The 19,207-nt window shown below is 56.3% G+C and carries 16 protein-coding genes; 14 read left to right on the top strand and 2 right to left on the bottom strand.

Features of this window, described 5'->3' with window-relative positions; translation table 11 throughout:
* Positions 1–22: 22 nt before the first annotated feature.
* Complete coding sequence (rep, locus tag IV493_RS17290) at positions 23–2,044, top strand: DNA helicase Rep (RefSeq protein ID WP_195857497.1); 2,022 nt, start codon at positions 23–25, stop codon at positions 2,042–2,044.
* Between the two features lie 42 nt (positions 2,045–2,086).
* On the opposite strand, the gene gppA is transcribed toward rep, so the two are convergent.
* Both gppA and rhlB read right to left on the bottom strand, forming a co-directional pair.
* Positions 2,087–3,571: a guanosine-5'-triphosphate,3'-diphosphate diphosphatase gene (gene gppA / locus IV493_RS17285; RefSeq protein ID WP_013359669.1), complete on the bottom strand. Its 1,485-nt coding sequence runs from the start codon at positions 3,569–3,571 to the stop codon at positions 2,087–2,089.
* Between the two features lie 6 nt (positions 3,572–3,577).
* On the bottom strand, positions 3,578–4,870 hold the full coding sequence (gene rhlB / locus IV493_RS17280; protein WP_013359670.1) for an ATP-dependent RNA helicase RhlB: 1,293 nt from the start codon (positions 4,868–4,870) through the stop codon (positions 3,578–3,580).
* A gap of 116 nt (positions 4,871–4,986) precedes the next feature.
* Between rhlB and trxA the strand changes: the two genes are divergently transcribed.
* The 13 genes from trxA (at position 4,987) to wzyE (ending at position 19,191) form a co-directional block, all read left to right on the top strand.
* Entirely contained in the window at positions 4,987–5,319 is a 333-nt protein-coding gene (trxA, locus tag IV493_RS17275; RefSeq protein WP_003851963.1) for a thioredoxin TrxA, read from the top strand.
* 352 nt (positions 5,320–5,671) lie between these two features.
* Positions 5,672–6,931, top strand: a complete 1,260-nt coding sequence (gene rho / locus IV493_RS17270) for a transcription termination factor Rho (protein ID WP_003851960.1) — start codon at positions 5,672–5,674, stop codon at positions 6,929–6,931.
* 280 nt (positions 6,932–7,211) lie between these two features.
* Positions 7,212–8,291 carry a UDP-N-acetylglucosamine--undecaprenyl-phosphate N-acetylglucosaminephosphotransferase gene (wecA, locus tag IV493_RS17265; RefSeq protein ID WP_033784413.1) on the top strand — a complete coding sequence of 360 codons (1,080 nt, stop codon included), beginning with the start codon at positions 7,212–7,214 and terminating at the stop codon, positions 8,289–8,291.
* A gap of 29 nt (positions 8,292–8,320) precedes the next feature.
* A complete protein-coding gene (gene wzzE / locus IV493_RS17260) occupies positions 8,321–9,370 on the top strand; it encodes an ECA polysaccharide chain length modulation protein (RefSeq protein WP_195858199.1) in 1,050 nt (349 codons plus the stop codon).
* Positions 9,371–9,380: 10 nt separating this feature from the next.
* Positions 9,381–10,511: a non-hydrolyzing UDP-N-acetylglucosamine 2-epimerase gene (gene wecB, locus IV493_RS17255; RefSeq protein ID WP_041457283.1), complete on the top strand. Its 1,131-nt coding sequence runs from the start codon at positions 9,381–9,383 to the stop codon at positions 10,509–10,511.
* Entirely contained in the window at positions 10,508–11,767 is a 1,260-nt protein-coding gene (gene wecC, locus IV493_RS17250; RefSeq protein WP_033784414.1) for a UDP-N-acetyl-D-mannosamine dehydrogenase, read from the top strand. Before wecB ends, wecC begins: the two co-directional genes overlap by 4 nt.
* The gene (rffG, locus tag IV493_RS17245) at positions 11,764–12,834 is read left to right on the top strand and encodes a dTDP-glucose 4,6-dehydratase (protein ID WP_147789657.1); all 1,071 of its coding nucleotides are present in this window, start codon (positions 11,764–11,766) and stop codon (positions 12,832–12,834) included. Before wecC ends, rffG begins: the two co-directional genes overlap by 4 nt.
* A gap of 19 nt (positions 12,835–12,853) precedes the next feature.
* Positions 12,854–13,735 carry a glucose-1-phosphate thymidylyltransferase RfbA gene (rfbA, locus tag IV493_RS17240; protein ID WP_195857496.1) on the top strand — a complete coding sequence of 294 codons (882 nt, stop codon included), beginning with the start codon at positions 12,854–12,856 and terminating at the stop codon, positions 13,733–13,735.
* Positions 13,713–14,420: a dTDP-4-amino-4,6-dideoxy-D-galactose acyltransferase gene (gene rffC, locus IV493_RS17235; protein ID WP_095706405.1), complete on the top strand. Its 708-nt coding sequence runs from the start codon at positions 13,713–13,715 to the stop codon at positions 14,418–14,420. Before rfbA ends, rffC begins: the two co-directional genes overlap by 23 nt.
* The gene (gene rffA, locus IV493_RS17230) at positions 14,407–15,537 is read left to right on the top strand and encodes a dTDP-4-amino-4,6-dideoxygalactose transaminase (RefSeq protein WP_033784417.1); all 1,131 of its coding nucleotides are present in this window, start codon (positions 14,407–14,409) and stop codon (positions 15,535–15,537) included. Before rffC ends, rffA begins: the two co-directional genes overlap by 14 nt.
* Entirely contained in the window at positions 15,537–16,787 is a 1,251-nt protein-coding gene (gene wzxE / locus IV493_RS17225) for a lipid III flippase WzxE (RefSeq protein ID WP_195857495.1), read from the top strand. Before rffA ends, wzxE begins: the two co-directional genes overlap by 1 nt.
* Complete coding sequence (locus IV493_RS17220) at positions 16,784–17,851, top strand: TDP-N-acetylfucosamine:lipid II N-acetylfucosaminyltransferase (protein ID WP_195857494.1); 1,068 nt, start codon at positions 16,784–16,786, stop codon at positions 17,849–17,851. Before wzxE ends, IV493_RS17220 begins: the two co-directional genes overlap by 4 nt.
* Positions 17,848–19,191, top strand: coding sequence for an ECA oligosaccharide polymerase (gene wzyE, locus IV493_RS17215; protein WP_110331153.1), 1,344 nt, complete (start codon positions 17,848–17,850; stop codon positions 19,189–19,191). Before IV493_RS17220 ends, wzyE begins: the two co-directional genes overlap by 4 nt.
* The last annotated feature ends 16 nt before the right edge of the window (positions 19,192–19,207 follow it).

Here is a 19,207-nt window from a genome sequence, read left to right as displayed (position 1 = left end):
ATTCAATCAGGCGATTTCTTTTATGCGTTTAAACCCCAGCCAACAACGTGCCGTCGAATTTGTTACCGGTCCCTGTCTGGTGCTGGCGGGCGCGGGATCGGGTAAAACCCGCGTGATTACCAACAAAATCGCCCATCTGATTCGTGAATGTGGCTATCAGGCGCGCCACATCGCCGCGGTAACTTTTACCAATAAAGCTTCGCGCGAAATGAAAGAGCGTGTGGCGCAGACGCTGGGCCGCAAAGAGGCGCGCGGCCTGCTGATCTCAACCTTCCATACGCTGGGACTGGAGATCATCAAACGCGAAACGGCGGCGCTGGGCATGAAGTCGAACTTCTCGCTGTTCGACGATCAGGATCAGCTCGCCCTGCTGAAAGAACTGACCAAAGAGTGGCTGGAAGAGGATAAGACGATGCTACAGCAGCTTATCTCCACCATCTCGAACTGGAAAAACGATCTGATCGATCCGCAGGGCGCTGCTGCGCAGGCGAAATCACAGCAGGATAATATCTTTGCCCACTGCTATGCCCTCTATAGTCAGCATCTCAAGGCGTGCAACGTGCTGGACTTTGATGACCTGATCCTGCTGCCGACGCTGCTGCTGCAGCGTAATCAGGAAGTGCGTGAGCGCTGGCAGCAGCGTATCCGCTATCTGCTGGTGGATGAGTATCAGGACACCAACACCAGCCAGTATGAGCTGGTTAAGCTGCTGGTTGGCACACGTGCGCGCTTCACGGTCGTCGGCGACGATGACCAGTCGATTTACTCCTGGCGCGGCGCACGGCCGCAGAATCTGGTGCTGCTGAATCAGGATTTCCCGGCGCTGGAGGTGGTGAAGCTGGAGCAGAACTACCGCTCTTCGCAGCGCATCCTGAAGGCGGCCAATATCCTGATTGCCAATAATCCGCACGTCTTTGAGAAGCGGCTCTTTTCGGAGCTGGGGCAGGGCAGCGAGCTGAAAGTGCTGACCGCCAACAGTGAAGAGCATGAGGCGGAGCGGGTCACCGGTGAACTGATCGCGCATCACTTTATTAACCGCACGCAATACAAAGATTACGCGATTCTGTATCGCGGCAACCATCAGTCACGGACCTTTGAAAAGTTTCTGATGCAGAACCGCATCCCTTATCGCATCTCTGGCGGCACCTCTTTCTTCTCCCGGCCGGAGATTAAAGATCTGCTCGCCTATCTGCGTGTGCTGACCAATCCTGAGGATGACAGCGCGTTTCTGCGCATCGTTAATACGCCGCGCCGCGAGATTGGCCCGACCACGCTGCAGAAGCTCGGTGAATGGGCCAACCTGCGCAGCAAGAGTCTGTTTAACGCCAGTTTTGATGTCGGTCTGGGGCAGACGCTGAGCAGCCGTGGTCTGGAGCATCTGCAGCGCTTCACCCACTGGCTGAATGAGATTATCCAGCTGAGCGAACGAGAGCCGGTGAATGCCGTCCGCGATTTGATTCGCGGCATCGACTACGAAAGCTGGCTGTTCGAAACCTCGGGCAGCCCCAAAGCCGCCGAAATGCGGATGAAAAACGTCAACACGCTGTTTCAGTGGATGACTGAAATGCTCGAAGGCAGCGATATCGATGAGCCAATGACGCTGGCGCAGGTGGTGACGCGCTTTACCCTGCGCGACATGATGGAGCGCAGTGAAAGCGATGAAGAGCTGGATCAGGTGCAACTGATGACGCTGCACGCCTCTAAAGGTCTGGAGTTCCCCTATGTGTTCCTGGTGGGCATGGAAGAGGGACTGCTGCCGCATCAGAGCAGCATCGATGAGAACAACATCGAAGAGGAGCGTCGTCTGGCTTACGTGGGGATCACGCGGGCGCAGAAAGAACTGACTTTTACCCTGTGTCGCGAACGCCGGCAGTATGGCGAGTTAATCCGGCCAGAACCGAGTCGTTTCCTGCTGGAGCTGCCGCAGGACGATCTGCAATGGGAGACCGAGCGCAAAGTGGTCAGTGCGGAAGAGCGGATGAAAACCGGGCAGAGTCGGGTCGCCGGATTGAGAGCGATGCTGGATAAGGCGAAGAAGAGTTAAACCTCGCAGGAGGCGAAGGAAATTCGCCTCACGCGGGTGCTATTACGACAGGGTTAACAACCAGTGGACGTAAGACTGATAGTGGCTTTCCTGCTCCAGCAGTTCGCTGCGCAGCGGATGCGCCTCCAGCCAGCCTGCGGGCAGGGTCAGATGCAGGGCATCATCGTCTGCCAGTAGCCGCACTGCAGGCAGGGTGTCATCGCGACGGCGGGTGGAGAAAATAATCGCCAGCCGCAGCAGACGGCACATCCGTTCCGCCAGACGCGGCGGCAGCGCGTTTTGCTGAGTCAGCAATGCCAGATCGATGCTGCCGCTCTGATTTTGCAGTAAACAGGCCAGCAGCTTCTTCTGCGCCGGTGTGAAGCCAGGCAGATCGAGGTGACGCACCAGATACGCCGCGTGCTGTGGCGCATGACGGAAGTCGACGCTCAGGCCAATTTCGTGGATCGCGCAGGCGCTGAGCAGCAGCTCACGACAGCGCTGATCCAGCTTCCACGGCGTGGAAACCTGACGGAAAAAACTCTCAGCCAGCTGACGCACGCGGTCTGCCTGTTCGACATCAATGCTGAAACGGCGCTGGACGTTGTGCAGCGTACGGGTACGGATATCGCGGTCAATCGGCAGATGAAGCATGCCGTAAACCAGTCCTTCCCGCAGTGCACCACCAGCCAGCGTCATGCTATCAATGCTGAGCGTCTGGAAGATAGCGATCAGGATCGACAGGCCGCTGGGGAACACCAGTGCCCGTTCCAGCGTCAGTCCTTCAATTTCCAGCTCTTCCAGTTTGCCGCACTGAATGGCGCGCTGCTTCAGCTGCTGCAGTTTATTCAGCGTGATGCGCTCATCCATACCCTGCGCCACCATGATCTCCTGCAGCGCCTGAACCGTGCCGGATGCACCGACACAGGCCTGCCAGCCCTGCGCACGCAGCTGCGCGGCAATCGGCTGGATCATCTCACGGGCCGCCTGCTCAGCCTGGTCGAAGTTCTCTTTTGCCAGATGACGATCGCTGAAGAAGCGCTCCAGCCACGTCACACAGCCCATCGACAGGCTGAACAACACGGATGCGTGTGAGCCGTCGCCGGTAGCCAGTTCGGTACTGCCGCCGCCGATATCGACCACTAAGCGCTTGTCGGAACCGCCGGTAGTGTGGGCCACGCCCTGATAAATCAGGCGCGCCTCTTCTTCACCGCTGATGACGTTAATGGTACAGCCGAGAATCTGCTGGGCGGTGTCGAGGAAGGTCTGCGCATTGGCAGCCAGACGCAGCGTGGCGGTCGCCACCACGCGAATCTGATCGGGGGGAATATCCTGCAGTTGTTCAGAGAAGAGTCTGAGGCATTGCCAGCCACGCGACATCGCGTCGGCTGACAACAGGTTATTTTTATCCAGACCGGCAGCAAGGCGAACCTTGCGCTTAATTTTTGCGACGGTCTGAATACTGCCAGAGACTTCGCGCACCACCAACATATGAAAGCTGTTAGACCCTAAATCGATCGCTGCATAAAGTGACGACGCGCTGAGCATGGTGGCCTAACCTGAACGTTTGCGGTTGTTGTTGCGTGGAGCTCCGCGACGATTGGCGTTATTCCCTCCGCGACGCTGGCCATTGCCGGTACGGCTGCGTTGCAGACGTTTAGGCGGCGGTAAATCGGTTAACAACGCCTCGCTGCTGTACTTGCTGACCGGAATGCTGTGGCCAATGTACTCTTCAATTGAAGGCAGGTTCAGCGCGTACTCTTCACAGGCCAGGCTGATCGAGTGTCCGCTGGCGCCGGCACGACCGGTACGGCCAATACGGTGAACGTAATCTTCACAGTCATCTGGCAGATCGTAGTTAAAGACGTGCGTCACAGCCGGAATGTGCAGGCCGCGAGCGGCTACATCGGTGGCGACCAGAATATCCACATCACCTTTGGTAAAGTCATCCAGAATGCGCAGGCGCTTCTTCTGAGCCACGTCGCCAGTCAGCAGACCAACACGGTGTCCATCGGCAGCCAGATGGCCCCAGATATCTTCACAGCGGTGCTTGGTGTTGGCGAATACAATGGCGCGATCGGGCCACTCTTCTTCCAGCAGGGTCTGCAGCAGGCGCATTTTCTCTTCGTTAGACGGATAGAAAAGCTCTTCCTGAATGCGATGGCCGGTTTTTTGTTCCGGTTCCACTTCGACATATTCAGCGCTGTTCATGTGCTCAAACGCCAGTTCGCGGACGCGGTAAGAGAGCGTCGCCGAGAACAGCATGCTCAGACGCTGCGTAGCAGGCGGCATGCGACGGAACAGCCAGCGGATATCTTTAATAAAGCCGAGATCGAACATGCGATCGGCTTCGTCCAGCACCATGACCTGAATGGCACCGAGATTGACATGATTCTGCTTCGCGTAATCGATCAGGCGGCCGGTGGTTGCCACCAGAATATCAACGCCCTGTTCCAGCACTTTCAGCTGTTTATCATAACCGTCTCCGCCATAGGCGAGACCCAGTTTCAGGCCGGTTGAGGCGGTAAGGGGTTCGGCATCCGCATGAATCTGCACAGCAAGTTCACGCGTCGGCGCAAGAATTAAAGCCCGTGGCTGGTTAACCTGACGACCTTCCGCCGCAGGATGAGAGAGAAGATGATGAAACGTTGACGTCAGAAACGCCATCGTTTTGCCGGTACCGGTTTGCGCCTGGCCTGCAACATCACGCCCTGAAAGCGTAAAAGGCAGAGCTAACGCCTGAATCGGCGTGCAGTATTGAAAGCCTTTACTATCAAGGGCTTCCACCACTTTTGGGTGCAGGGCGAAGTCGGAAAACTTCTGTTCAGTTAAGTGTGTTTTGCTCATAGTGTGGTAGAATATCAGCTTACTATCGCTTTACGAAAGCGTATCCGATGAAATAAAGTCAACCAACATTGGTATATATTACGCCAATTCGCCAGGCATAATCTTTGGAGTAAAACATGAGCAGCGATAAAATCGTTCATCTGACTGATGACAGTTTCGACACCGACGTGCTGAAAGCCGACGGCGTTACACTGGTAGATTTCTGGGCTGAATGGTGTGGTCCTTGCAAAATGATCGCGCCCATCCTTGATGAAGTTGCAGAAGAGTATGATGGCAAGCTGACCATCGCTAAGCTGAATATTGATGATAACCCAGGCACGGCACCGAAATACGGCATTCGTGGTATCCCGACGCTGCTGCTGTTTAAAAATGGCGAAGTCGCCGCGACCAAAGTGGGCGCGCTGTCTAAAGGCCAGCTGAAAGAGTTCCTGAACGCCAACCTGGCGTAATTCAGGGCTGAACGTCTGGCAGTGGTGAATTTATCTCCTGCTGCTGGACGTTCGCTTTCGGGCGTGCTAAGTTACCAATACTGCATTACGAACTTACCTTGTAGTTTGCATCTGAAAGTTTTCCCTTGTTGAACCCTGTCGCCCTGTACCTTATAAAGATAGAACGGTTCAGCAATCTTACGGTTAGCTCCAACTCTGGCATCACATTCGGACATCTGCCTGCATACCGATCGCCATTTCATACGATGATCGTCGGGAAGAGCCGAAAAGAGCCATTAACGGCATGGATTAATTGCCATACCACTCACGACAAACATTCCGAGTATTACCCCGAGTTTAAGAACCCATCACTATGAATCTTACCGAATTAAAGAATACGCCGGTTGCTGAGCTGATTACTCTCGGCGAAAATATGGGGCTGGAAAATCAGGCTCGCATGCGCAAGCAGGACATTATCTTTTCCATCCTGAAGCAGCACGCGAAAAGCGGCGAAGACATCTTTGGTGATGGCGTGCTGGAGATTCTTCAGGATGGATTTGGATTCCTCCGTTCCGGAGACAGCTCCTACCTCGCCGGCCCTGATGATATCTACGTTTCCCCCAGCCAAATCCGCCGCTTTAACCTCCGCACTGGTGACACCATCTCTGGCAAAATCCGTCCACCAAAAGAAGGTGAACGTTATTTTGCGCTGCTGAAAGTTAACGAAGTTAACTACGACAAGCCGGAAAACGCGCGTAATAAGATTTTGTTCGAAAACCTCACGCCGCTGCACGCAAATAAACGTCTGCGTATGGAACGGGGTAATGGCTCAACGGAAGATTTAACCGCTCGCGTACTCGATCTGGCATCGCCGATCGGTCGCGGCCAGCGTGGTCTGATCGTGGCACCGCCGAAAGCCGGTAAAACCATGCTGCTGCAGAACATCGCGCAGAGTCTGGCGTACAACTACCCGGATTGCGTGCTGATGGTGCTGCTGATTGACGAGCGCCCGGAAGAAGTGACCGAGATGCAGCGTCTGGTTAAAGGCGAAGTTATCGCCTCAACCTTCGATGAACCTGCTTCGCGCCACGTTCAGGTTGCTGAAATGGTGATCGAAAAGGCCAAGCGTCTGGTTGAGCATAAAAAAGATGTCATCATCCTGCTCGACTCCATCACACGTCTGGCGCGTGCCTACAACACCGTGGTGCCTGCTTCAGGTAAAGTCCTGACCGGTGGTGTGGATGCCAACGCCCTGCATCGTCCAAAGCGTTTCTTTGGTGCTGCACGTAACGTGGAAGAGGGCGGAAGCCTGACCATCATCGCGACCGCGCTGGTTGATACCGGTTCGAAGATGGATGAAGTGATTTACGAAGAGTTTAAAGGTACCGGTAACATGGAACTGCATCTCGCCCGTAAAATTGCTGAAAAACGCGTCTTCCCGGCGATTGATTACAACCGTTCTGGTACGCGTAAAGAAGAGCTGCTCACCTCTCAGGAAGAGCTGCAGAAGATGTGGATCCTGCGTAAGATTATTCACCCGATGGGCGAAATCGACGCAATGGAATTCCTCATCAACAAACTGGCGATGACCAAAACCAATGATGAATTCTTCGATATGATGAAGCGTTCATAATCCGATACTGCCAGGCCGGACCACAGATTCGGCTTTTTTAGTTCAAATGCGCAGAAAATCGACCTTACGCCACGTCTCAACGTGGCGTTTTTCATTTGTGAGCTATAGGATTGAACACTGGCAGGAGCATTTATAATGACTGTGGTAGTGATGGCGAATTTATGACCGTTCGTCTGTCTCTTTATGCAGAATTCGGAATCCGACACAGCACCAGGCGCGCTTTTTCGCGTATTGTGGTGCGGGATGTTAGCTGAGAGCGTTTAACGTGAATTTACTCACTATGAGTACTGAGCTTGGTTTAATTTTTCTCTTTTCCCTGGCTTTCCTCTTTTTTGCTCGAAAAGCAGCTAAAAAAATTGGTTTAGTTGACAAGCCTAACTCACGTAAACGTCATCATGGCGCGATTCCGTTGGTGGGCGGCATTTCCGTGTTCGCAGGTATCTGCTTTACGTTTGCCATCACCAACTACTATCTGCCACACGCGCTGCTCTATCTGGGCTGCGCCGGGGTTCTGGTGCTGGTTGGCGCACTGGATGACCGATTCGATATCAGCGTCAAAATTCGCGCAGTCGTACAGGCCATCGTCGCGCTGGTGATGATGTTTGGCGCAAAACTCTATCTGCTCAGCCTGGGCTTTATCGTGGGTCCGTTCGAGCTTATCGTGGGGCCCTTCGGCTATGTGCTGACCCTGTTTGCCGTCTGGGCTGCGATCAACGCCTTTAATATGGTAGACGGGATCGATGGTCTGCTGGGCGGACTCTCCTCGGTCACCTTTGCCGCAATGGGTATCATCCTCTACTTCGATGGCCAGACCAGCCTCGCGATGTGGTGTTTTGCGATGATTGCCGCCACGCTGCCCTATATCCTGCTTAACCTCGGCTTCCTGGGGCGTCGCTTCAAAGTCTTTATGGGCGATGCCGGCAGCACCATGATCGGCTTCACCATTATCTGGATTCTGCTGGAAACGACGCAGGGTCTGAGCCATCCCATTACACCCGTTACCGCACTCTGGCTGATCGCCATTCCGCTGATGGATATGGTGGCGATTATGTATCGTCGCCTGCGCAAAGGCATGAGCCCGTTCTCGGCCGATCGTCAGCACATCCACCATCTGATTATGCGTGCCGGTTTTACCTCGCGTCAGGCCTTTGTCCTGATTACCGTTGCGGCGGCCATCCTCGCTGGTATCGGTGTACTGGGTGAATATCTGGCGTTCATTCCGGAGTGGGTGATGCTGCTGCTGTTCCTGGGCGCTTTTATGGTTTATGGCTACTGCCTGAAGCATGCGTGGCGCGTGGCGCGACGCGTCCGGCGTATCAAGCGTCGTCTGAGCCATCATCGCGAAGCAAAAAATAAATGAACCCGATGCTGAAAAAGGATACCTCTGCCATGCCTGCTGACGTTGTGGACAACGAACTGGATATTCGCGGCCTGAGCTGCCGTTTATGGCGTGGCAAACGCTGGATTGTCGGGCTGGCGCTGCTGTTTGCTCTGATTGCCTGGCTGGCGACGCTGCTATTGAAACAGGTCTGGAGCACCACGGCGATCACCGATCGCCCGACGGTGAACATGCTGGGCTCTTACTATGCGCAGCAGCAGTTCCTGACCAATCTGGATGTGCGCAACAATGCCCTGACGCTGGCTGCACCGTCACCGACGGTGATGGATCAGGTTTATCAGGAGTTCACCATGCAGCTTGCCTCCTGGGATACGCGTCGGGAGTTCTGGCAGCAAACGGATTACTATAAGAACCGTAAAACCGGCAATGCGCATAACGATGCTGCGCTGCTCGACGATTTGATCGGCAACATCCTGTTCACGCCCGCAGACGCAGCACATAACCTGCCCGATAACGTCAAACTTAAAGCGGAAACAGCAGGCGACGCTAACAATCTGCTGCGGCAGTACATCGCTTACGCCAGTGAGCGCGCCGCGCGTCATCTGAATGATGAGTTAAAAGGGGCCTGGCGGGCGCGTACCGATCAGTTGCAGGCGCAGGTAAAACGTCAGGAAAATGTGTCTAATGCGGTATTCCAGCGCCAGCAGCATCGGCTGGAGCAGGCGCTGAAGATTGCCAGCCAGCAGGGCATCAACGAGAAACAGACGCGCGAAGCGGGTGAGAACCTGGCAGACAGCGACCTGTTCCTGCTGGGCCAGCCCGTTCTGCAGGGACAGCTGGATACCCTGCGCGCCACCGGTCCGGAATTTGATATCAGCTATGATCAGAACAGAGCAATGCTGACCACGCTGCAGACCGGGCCAAAACTGAACAGCCAGTTCCAGACCTACCGTTATCTGCGTACGCCGGAAGAGCCGGTATCACGTGACAGTCCGCGACGTCTGTTCATGATGATTATGTGGGGTGCCGTTGGGGCATTAACAGGCGCGGGAGTGGCGCTGGCACGTCGTCCGCGTCTGATGTCAGACGCGCATGATTGAGAGAAACAGTGTGAAAGTTCTGACCGTATTTGGTACTCGTCCGGAAGCGATTAAAATGGCGCCGCTGGTGCAGGCGCTGTCGCAGGATCCCGCTTTTGAATCGCGACTGTGCGTGACCGCTCAGCATCGCGAAATGCTCGATCAGGTGCTGCGTCTGTTCAAGCTGGAGCCGGACTATGATCTCAATATTATGCGTCCTGAACAGGGGCTGACCGAGATCACCTGCCGCATTTTAGAGGGCATGAAAACCGTCCTGCTCGACTTCAGACCGGATATCGTGCTGGTGCATGGTGATACCACCACGACGCTGGCGGCGAGTCTGGCGGCTTTTTATCAGCAAATCCCCGTCGGGCATGTGGAGGCAGGTCTGCGTACCGGCGATCTCGCCTCGCCGTGGCCGGAAGAGGGTAACCGTAAGCTCACTGGCCATCTTGCCCGCCTGCACTTCACGCCTACCACCCGCTCGCGTCAGAACCTGTTGCAGGAGAATCTGCCCGATGCGCGCATCGTCGTCACCGGTAATACGGTCATTGATGCACTGCTGTGGGTTCGCGATCGGGTGCTGGACGACAGTAATCTGAACGCACAACTGGCGGCGCGCTATCCGTTTCTCGACCCGGATAAGAAACTGGTGCTGGTCACTGGTCACCGGCGTGAGAGCTTTGGCGGCGGTTTTGAACGTATCTGCAGCGCGCTGGCGCAGATTGCCCGCCAGCATCCCGAGGCGCAGATTGTCTATCCGGTACATCTCAATCCCAATGTCAGCGAGCCGGTTAACCGGATACTCAGCGGCATTGAGAATATCATTCTGATTGAACCGCAGGAGTACCTGCCTTTTGTCTGGCTGATGAACCGTGCCTGGCTGATCCTTACCGATTCCGGCGGCATCCAGGAGGAAGCGCCTTCACTGGGCAAGCCGGTGCTGGTGATGCGCGACACCACCGAGCGTCCTGAAGCCGTCGATGCCGGAACCGTCAGACTGGTGGGAACCGATATCGCCAGAATCGTAGCCAGCGTCAGCGAATTGCTGAGTGACGACGCTGCCTGGCAGGCGATGAGCCATGCCCATAATCCGTATGGCGATGGCAAAGCCTGTGGTCGTATTTTACAAGCCTTAAAAGATAACCGAGCCGAATTATGAGTTTTGAAACCATCTCCGTGATTGGACTGGGATACATTGGGCTGCCGACGGCAGCCGTTTTTGCCTCAAAGGGAAAAAAAGTGGTGGGCGTGGATATCAACGCGCGCGCCGTAGAAACCATCAATCGTGGCGCGATCCACATTGTGGAACCCGATTTAGATCAGGTGGTGCATGCGGCCGTGACGCGTGGCGACCTGCGCGCCACCACGCAGCCTGAAGCCGCCGACGCCTTTCTGATCGCCGTACCGACGCCATTCAAAGATGATCATCAGCCCGACCTGCGCTTTGTGAAAGCCGCGGCGGAGTCGATCGCGCCGGTTCTTAAAAAGGGCGATCTGGTGATTCTGGAATCGACCTCGCCGGTGGGCAGCACTGAACAGATGGCCGACTGGCTGGCTGCGGCGCGTCCCGACCTGCGTTTTCCGCAGCACGGAGAGACGCCCGATATTTTTGTCGCCTACTGCCCGGAGCGCGTGCTGCCCGGCCAGGTGATGGTTGAGCTGATTAACAATGACCGGGTGATTGGCGGCATGACGCCCGCCTGTTCCGCCCGCGCCAGCGAGCTTTACCGGCTGTTTTTAAAAGGTGAATGCGTTGAAACCAACGCCCGTACAGCCGAGATGTGCAAGCTGACCGAAAACAGCTTCCGTGACGTGAATATCGCCTTTGCAAATGAGCTGTCGCTGATTTGTGCCGACCAGGGAATTAACGTCTGGGAGCTGATTGCGCTGGCGAATCGCCATCCGCGCGTCAACATTCTGCAGCCGGGTCCGGGCGTTGGGGGGCACTGTATCGCCGTCGATCCCTGGTTTATCGTGGCGCAGAATCCCGAATTAGCTCGCCTGATCCGCACCGCGCGCGAGGTGAATGACGCCAAGCCGCAGTGGGTGCTGGACCAGGTGAAAACCGCGCTGGCGGACTGCCTGACCCAGACCGGCAAGCGCGCCAGCGATATCACCATCGCCTGCTTTGGCCTGGCCTTTAAACCCAATATCGACGACCTGCGCGAAAGCCCGGCGGTGGGCGTGGCCCAGAAGATTGCCGAATGGCACAGCGGCACCACCTGGGTGGTTGAACCGCACATTGAGCAGCTTGCTGACTCGCTGGCTGACAAAGCAGAGCTGGTCTCCTGCGAGCAGGCGCTGGCCCAGGCCGATATTCTGGTGATGCTGGTTGATCACCGCGCCTTCCGCGCCATTGATGCCGCTGATGTTCAGCAGAACTGGATTGTCGATACCAAAGGTGTCTGGCGATGAAGCGCTTTCTGATTACGGGCGGTGCCGGTTTTATCGGCTCGGCTCTGGTGCGCTTTCTGATCGCAGAAACCAGACATCAGGTGGTGGTGGTCGATAAACTCAGCTATGCCGGAAATCTGGCGTCACTCGCCAGCGTGGCCGATTCGCCCCGCTTCTGTTTTGAGCAGGTCGACATCTGTGATCGTGCGGCGCTTGATCAGGTTTTTGCCCGTCATCAGCCAGACTGCGTGATGCATCTTGCGGCTGAAAGTCATGTTGATCGCTCGATTGATGGACCGGTGGCCTTTATTGAGACCAATATTGTCGGGACTTATCAGTTGCTGGAAGCCGCGCGTTTTTACTGGCAAAACCTGGATGACGCGCGCAAGACGGCTTTTCTGTTTCACCATATCTCGACCGATGAAGTGTTTGGCGATCTGCATGACAGCCAGGCTTACTTCACCGAAACCACCCCTTATGCGCCAAGCAGTCCTTACGCCGCCTCTAAGGCCAGCAGCGACCATTTAGTACGGGCCTGGCTTCGAACCTACGGTCTGCCCACGCTGGTTACCAACTGCTCGAACAACTACGGTCCCTGCCATTTCCCGGAGAAGCTGATCCCGCTGACCATCATCAATGCGCTGGCTGGTAAAGCCTTGCCGGTTTACGGCAACGGCCAGCAGATTCGTGACTGGCTTTACGTTGAGGATCACGCTCGCGCACTCTATCAGGTGGTCAGTCAGGGCAAGCCAGGCGAGACCTATAATATTGGCGGCCATAACGAGCGCCGCAATATTGAGGTAGTCGAAACCATCTGCAGCCTGCTTGAAGAGCTGGCCGCAGAACAGAAACCTGCCGGGCTGGCGCATTATCGCGACCTGATTACCTATGTCACTGACCGGCCCGGTCACGATCAGCGCTACGCCATCGATGCCAGTAAAATTGCGCATGAACTTGGCTGGGTGCCGCAGGAAACCTTTGAAAGCGGCATGCGTAAAACCGTGGCATGGTATCTGGCTAATCCCGCCTGGTGGCAGGCCATTCTGGATGGTCGCTATCAGGGCGAACGCCTCGGCTTATCGCAATAAACCCGCGTAAGGAGCAGTGATGAAAGGCATCATTTTAGCGGGAGGCTCGGGCACGCGGTTACACCCGATAACCCGGGCAGTATCAAAGCAACTTCTGCCGGTCTACGACAAACCGATGATCTACTATCCGCTTTCCGTGCTGATGCTGGCGGGGATTCGCGACATTCTGTTGATCACCACGCCGGAAGATCGGGCACAGTTTGAACGCCTGCTGGGTGATGGCAGTGAATTTGGGATACGCCTGAGCTATGCGGTGCAGCCCAGTCCTGATGGGCTGGCGCAGGCCTTTATCATTGGCGAATCTTTTATCGGCGATGACAATTGCTGCCTGGTGCTGGGTGACAATCTCTATTTCGGTCAGGGCTTCAGTCCCAAGCTGCGGAAAGTCGTCGAACAGAATCGTGGCGCAACGGTGTTCGGCTATCAGGTTATGGACCCGGAGCGTTTCGGTGTGGTGGAGTTTGACGATAACTTCAAAGCGATATCGATTGAAGAGAAGCCCCAGCAGCCGAAATCGCGCTGGGCGGTCACCGGACTCTATTTCTATGACAACCAGGTTATCGAATTCGCAAAACAGGTTAAGCCCTCTTCGCGGGGCGAGCTGGAAATTACCGCCATTAACCAGATGTATCTGGAGCGCGGTGAGCTGACGGTCGAACTGCTGGGACGCGGCTTTGCCTGGCTTGATACTGGCACCCACGACAGCCTGGTGGAAGCCAGCATGTTTGTGCAGACGGTGGAAAAACGTCAGGGCTTTAAAATTGCCTGCCTGGAAGAGATCGCCTGGCGTAACGGCTGGCTCAGTGATGACCAGCTGCGTGCTGCAGGTGAAGCGCTGACAAAAACCGGCTACGGCCAATACCTGCTGGATTTATTACATGCCCGTCCACGTCAGTATTAATCCCCTTAGCTGGGAAAGTGCATTCTTCGGTGTTGAGACCGTGCGGCTGGAGCCGGAAGGTGACATTCCGCTGGAGCAGGCGCTGCGTCATCCCTGTGCGCTGATGCAGATGAAAGTTGCGGCCAGCGAGACGGCGCTGATTGATACACTGCAGCAGCATCAGTTTCAGCTGGCAGAAGGCGAGGCGGACCTGGCGCTGGCGGTTAACGAGACGGAACGGCAGGCGGGGATTCGCATTGCGCGCGAAGCACAAATTCCGCAGCTGCGTGATGCAGCGTCACAGCTCTTCAGCCAGAGTCGTTTTCGCGCGCCCTGGTATGCACCGGACGCCAGCGGCCGTTTTTATGCGCAGTGGATTGAGAATGCGGTGCGCGGAACGTTTGACGATCAGTGTCTGGTGGCCAGTGATGCCACCGGCCAGCTGCAGGGTTTTGTGTCGCTGCGCGCAGTGGACGGCGATGCCCGCATTGGCCTGCTGGGCGTGCTGCCTGACGCGCAGGGCCAGGGGCTGGGTCAGCGACTGCTGCTGGCAGCGGCGGACTGGGCGCGGGTAAGACAGCTGGCTCAGCTTCGGGTGGCTACCCAGCTCAGTAATCTCACGGCGATGCGCCTCTATTTACGCAGCGGTGCCCGGCTCGACAGCACCGCCTACTGGTTTTACAGGAAAGGTCATGATTCCATTTAATGCGCCCCCGATTGTGGGCACAGAAATTGAGTATATGCAGTCGGCAATGAACAGCGGCAAGCTGTGCGGTGACGGCGGATTTACCCGTCGCTGTCAGCAGTGGATGGAGCAGCGTTTTGGCAGCAAAAAAGTGCTGCTGACCCCTTCCTGCACCGCTTCGCTGGAGATGGCGGCGCTGTTAATCGATCTGCAGCCCGGCGATGAGGTGATCATGCCGAGCTACACCTTTGTCTCAACCGCCAACGCCTTTGTGCTGCGCGGCGCGCGCATCGTGTTTGTCGATGTGCGCCCGGATACCATGAACATTGACGAAACGCTGATCGAAGCGGCCATCACTGAAAAAACCCGCGCCATTGTGCCGGTCCATTACGCAGGCGTGGCCTGTGAAATGGATACCATTATGGCGCTGGCGGCAAAACATAAGCTGTTTGTGATTGAAGATGCGGCGCAGGGCGTGATGTCACGCTACAAAGGTCGCGCGCTGGGCACCATCGGTCATATTGGCTGCTTCAGTTTCCACGAAACCAAGAACTACACCGCCGGTGGCGAAGGTGGCGCGACATTGATCAACGACGCCAGCCTGGTCGAGCGCGCCGAGATCGTGCGGGAAAAAGGCACCAACCGCAGCCAGTTCTTCCGGGGTCAGGTCGATAAATATACCTGGCGTGACATGGGATCGAGCTACCTGATGGCCGATCTGCAGGCCGCCTATCTCTGGGCGCAACTGGAAGCCGCTGAACGCATCAACCAGCAGCGGTTACGCATCTGGCAGCGTTATTATGACGCACTCCAGCCGCTGGCGGCTCAGGGACGCATCAGCCTGCCGGTGATCCCCGCCAGCTGCGAACATAATGCGCACATGTTCTACATCAAACTGCGCGATCAGGACGATCGCCAGGCGCTGATCAACTGGATGAAAGAAGCCGAGATACTGACGGTGTTCCACTATATTCCGCTGCACAGTTCACCTGCCGGCGAGCGTTTCTCGCAGTTTGTCGGCGACGACCGCTTTACCACGCTGGAAAGTGAACGTCTGCTGCGCCTGCCGCTGTTTTATAACCTGTCGGATAATAATCAGAGCACGGTTATCAGCTCGCTGCTGAGCTTCTTTTCCTGATGTCATTAGCCAGAGCCTCAGTGTGGACCGCGTCGTCCACGCTGGTAAAAATTGTGTCTGGTCTGCTGGTGGTCAAACTGCTGGCGGTCAGCTTCGGCCCTGAAGGTGTCGGCCAGGCGGGTAACTTCCGCCAGTTGATCACCGTGCTGGGTGTGCTGGCGGGCGCGGGCATCTTCAACGGCGTTACCACTTATGTCGCGCAGTATCAGCAGCAGCCCGGACAACTCCGGGCGATGGTGGGCACGGCATCGGCTATGGTGCTGGGCTTTTCCGGCATGCTGGCGCTGCTGTTTCTGCTGGCGGCGGCACCCATCAGCACCGCGCTATTTGGTCACGACCGCTATCAGGGCGTCATCCGCGTCGTCGCTTTTCTTCAGCTCGGTATCGCCTGGGCCAACTTTACGCTGGCGCTGCTGAAGGGGTATCGCGACGCGCATGGTAATGCGCTGGCGCTGATTCTCGGCAGTCTGACTGGCGTGGTGGGCTATCTGCTCTGCTGGTGGCTGGGCGGCTATCAGGGCGCATTGATCGGCCTGGCGCTGGTGCCGGCTTTGCTGCTGCTGCCTGCGCTACTGATGCTGAAACGCCGCGCGCCGCTGCCGCTAAGCTGGCTACGGCCACAGTGGCACCCTGAGCTGGCGCGTAATCTGGCAAAATATACCCTGATGGCGCTGATCACGGCCGTGACCCTGCCGGTTGCCTGGGTAATGATGCGTAACCTGCTGGCAGAGCAGGAGGGCTGGGCGCAGGTCGGATTGTGGCAGGGCGTCACCAGCATTTCCGATGCCTACCTGCAGTTTATCACCGCAACGTTTAGCGTCTGGCTGCTGCCGACGCTGGCGCGGCTCGACAACAAACGCGACATCGCACGTGAGATTGGCCGTGCATTGCGCTTTGTCCTGCCCGCCGTGGCGGTTGCCAGCTTTGGCGTCTGGGTACTGCGCGATTTCGCCATCAGCCTGCTGTTCTCTGAGGCTTTTCGCGGAATGCGCGATCTCTTTGTCTGGCAGCTGTGCGGCGATGTTTTTAAAGTCGGTGCCTATGTTTTCGGATATCTGGTTATCGCCAAAGCCTCGCTGCGCTTTTATGTTCTGACTGAGATCAGCCAGTTTCTGTTACTGACCCTGTTCTCACGCTGGCTGATCCCGTTACATGGCGCGACGGGTGCGGCGCAGGCCTATATGTTTACCTATATGGCTTACTTTGCCCTGTGTTGTGGCGCTTTTATTGTTTACTGCCGGAAAAAATGACTTTAATTCACGTTTTGGGATCGGACATTCCCCACCACAATCTTACGGTGCTGCGCTTTTTCAACGACGTACTCAGCGTTGAGCAGCCTGTGGCTTCGCCACGCCATTTTATGGTGGTGACGCAGCAGCCGGAGAGCCTGGCTCCGTTCAGTGCGTTACAGATCGAGTGTTTCGCCAGCAAGAAAGCGCTGGCGCAGGCGGTACTGCAGCGAGCCAGGAATCGGCAGCAGCGTTTTTTCTGTCACGGTCAGTTTAACCCGTGGATCTGGCTGGCATTACTTAGCGGTAAACTGCGCCGTTCACAGCTGTTCTGGCATGTCTGGGGCGCCGATCTCTATGAAGATTCGCGCAGCCTGAAGTTTCGCCTGTTCTATCTGGTGCGCCGGATAGCGCAGGGGCGGGTTGCACAGGTTTTTGCGACCCGTGGCGACCTGCATCACTACCAGCAGCGTTATCGCCGGGTTCCGGGTTCACTGCTCTATTTCCCGACCCGAATGCCAGATGCTGCCGTTGAGTCGGCGCCGTCAGAGCCGTTTACGCTGCTGCTGGGTAACTCGGGCGATCCGAGTAACCGGCACATTGAAGGCTTAAAAGCGATTCACGCACAGTTTGGCGAGCAGGTGCGCATCGAAGTCCCATTAGGTTATCCGCCGGGCAATGAGGCGTATATCAGCCAGATTCAGACCGCAGCAGAGGCGCTGTTCCCGAACGGGCAGGTGAATCTGCTGCGCGAAAATCTGGCGTTTGATGATTACTTAGCGCTGCTGGCGCGCTGCCATGTTGGCTATTTTATGTTTGAACGTCAGCAGGGGGTGGGCACACTTTGCCTGCTGATCCAAGCCAGCGTGCCGTTTGTTCTGACCCGCAAAAATCCATTCTGGCGTGATGTGGCAGAGCAGCAGCTTCCGGTATTGTTCAGCGAAGATACGCTGTCGCCTGCAGTCATCGCCGAGGCACGCCGGCAGCTGATGCGCTGTGATAAACAGGCTATCGCCTTCTTTGCGCCGGGTTATCTGGCAGGCTGGCGTACAGCGTTACAGCTCAGCGAAGGGGAGTTGTCATGAGTCTTATGCAGTTTGGCGGCCTGCTGGTGGTCTATCTGCTGTCGCTGGTTTTTATTCTGACCCTGACCTGGCGGGAATTTAAGCGCGTCCGTTTTAACTTCCATCTGTTCTTTACGCTGCTGTTCTTACTGACCTTTTACTTCGGCTTCCCGCTGACCTCCGTGCTGGTGTTTCGCTTCAACGTGGACGTAATGCCGGTTGAGAATCTGCTGGAGGCGCTACTGTCGGCCACGGCGTTTTACGCCATTTATTACGTCAGCTATAAAGTGCGGCTGAAACCGGCGGGTGCGCCGCCGGCGAAGCCCTGGCTGCAGATGAACCGGGTTGAAACCCACCTGACCTGTGTGATTCTGGCGCTGGTCGCGCTGGGTACCGTGACGGTGTTCTTCATTCACAACGGTTTTCTGCTGTTCCGCCTGACCGCCTATAACCAGATTTTCTCCAGCGAAGTATCGGGCGTAGCGCTTAAACGCTTCTTCTATTTCTTTATTCCGGCGATGCTGATCCCCTACTTTTTACGCCCGACCCGGCGCAACTGGCTGCTGTTCCTGGTGGTGACGGTGGCCTTTGGTTTACTGACTTATGCACTGGTGGGCGGAACCCGCGCCAATATCATTATTGCGTTTGCCCTGTTCCTGTTTATCGGGATTACCCGTGGCTGGATCACCCTGTGGATGCTGGCAACGGCGGGTGTGATGGCGATTGGGGGGATGTTCTGGCTGGCGCTGCGCCGCTATAACCTCGACGTGATGGGCGATGAAGCATTCTATACCTTCCTGTATCTGACGCGTGATACCTTCTCGCCGTGGGAAAATCTCGCCAGGCTGCTGGATAACTACGACAAAATTGAGTTTCAGGGGCTGGCACCTCTGTGGCGTGATTTCTACGTGTTTATTCCGACCTGGCTCTGGCCGGATCGACCGCTGGCGGTGTTGAACAGTGCCAACTACTTCACATGGGAAGTGCTGAATAACCATTCGGGCCTGGCGATTTCACCCACGCTGATCGGGTCGCTGGTGGTGATGGGCGGCGTCTGGGCCATTCCAGTTGGTGCTGTTGCGGTAGGAATGATTATTAAAGCCTTTGATGCGATCTATCAGCGTGGCTGCCTTGAGACGAACCGCTATACCGGTGCCATCCTGCAAAGCTTCTGTTTTGGCGCAGTGTTTAACATGATCGTACTGGCCCGCGAAGGTCTTGATGCGTTCGGCTCACGAGTAGTGTTTTTCTGCCTCATTTTTGCTGCCTGTCTGGGCATGGCTAAATTACTTTTCTGGTTACTGGATCGCGCAGGTTTGATTCGCGACCGCAGCAGGCGGGTGTTGCACAGCCCGCTCTGATTAACCTCTGGGATTG

This window comes from Pantoea sp. SM3640 (assembly GCF_015654165.1).
Taxonomy (GTDB): Bacteria; Pseudomonadota; Gammaproteobacteria; order Enterobacterales; family Enterobacteriaceae; genus Pantoea; species Pantoea vagans.
This window is presented reverse-complemented; position numbering and strand designations above follow the sequence as displayed.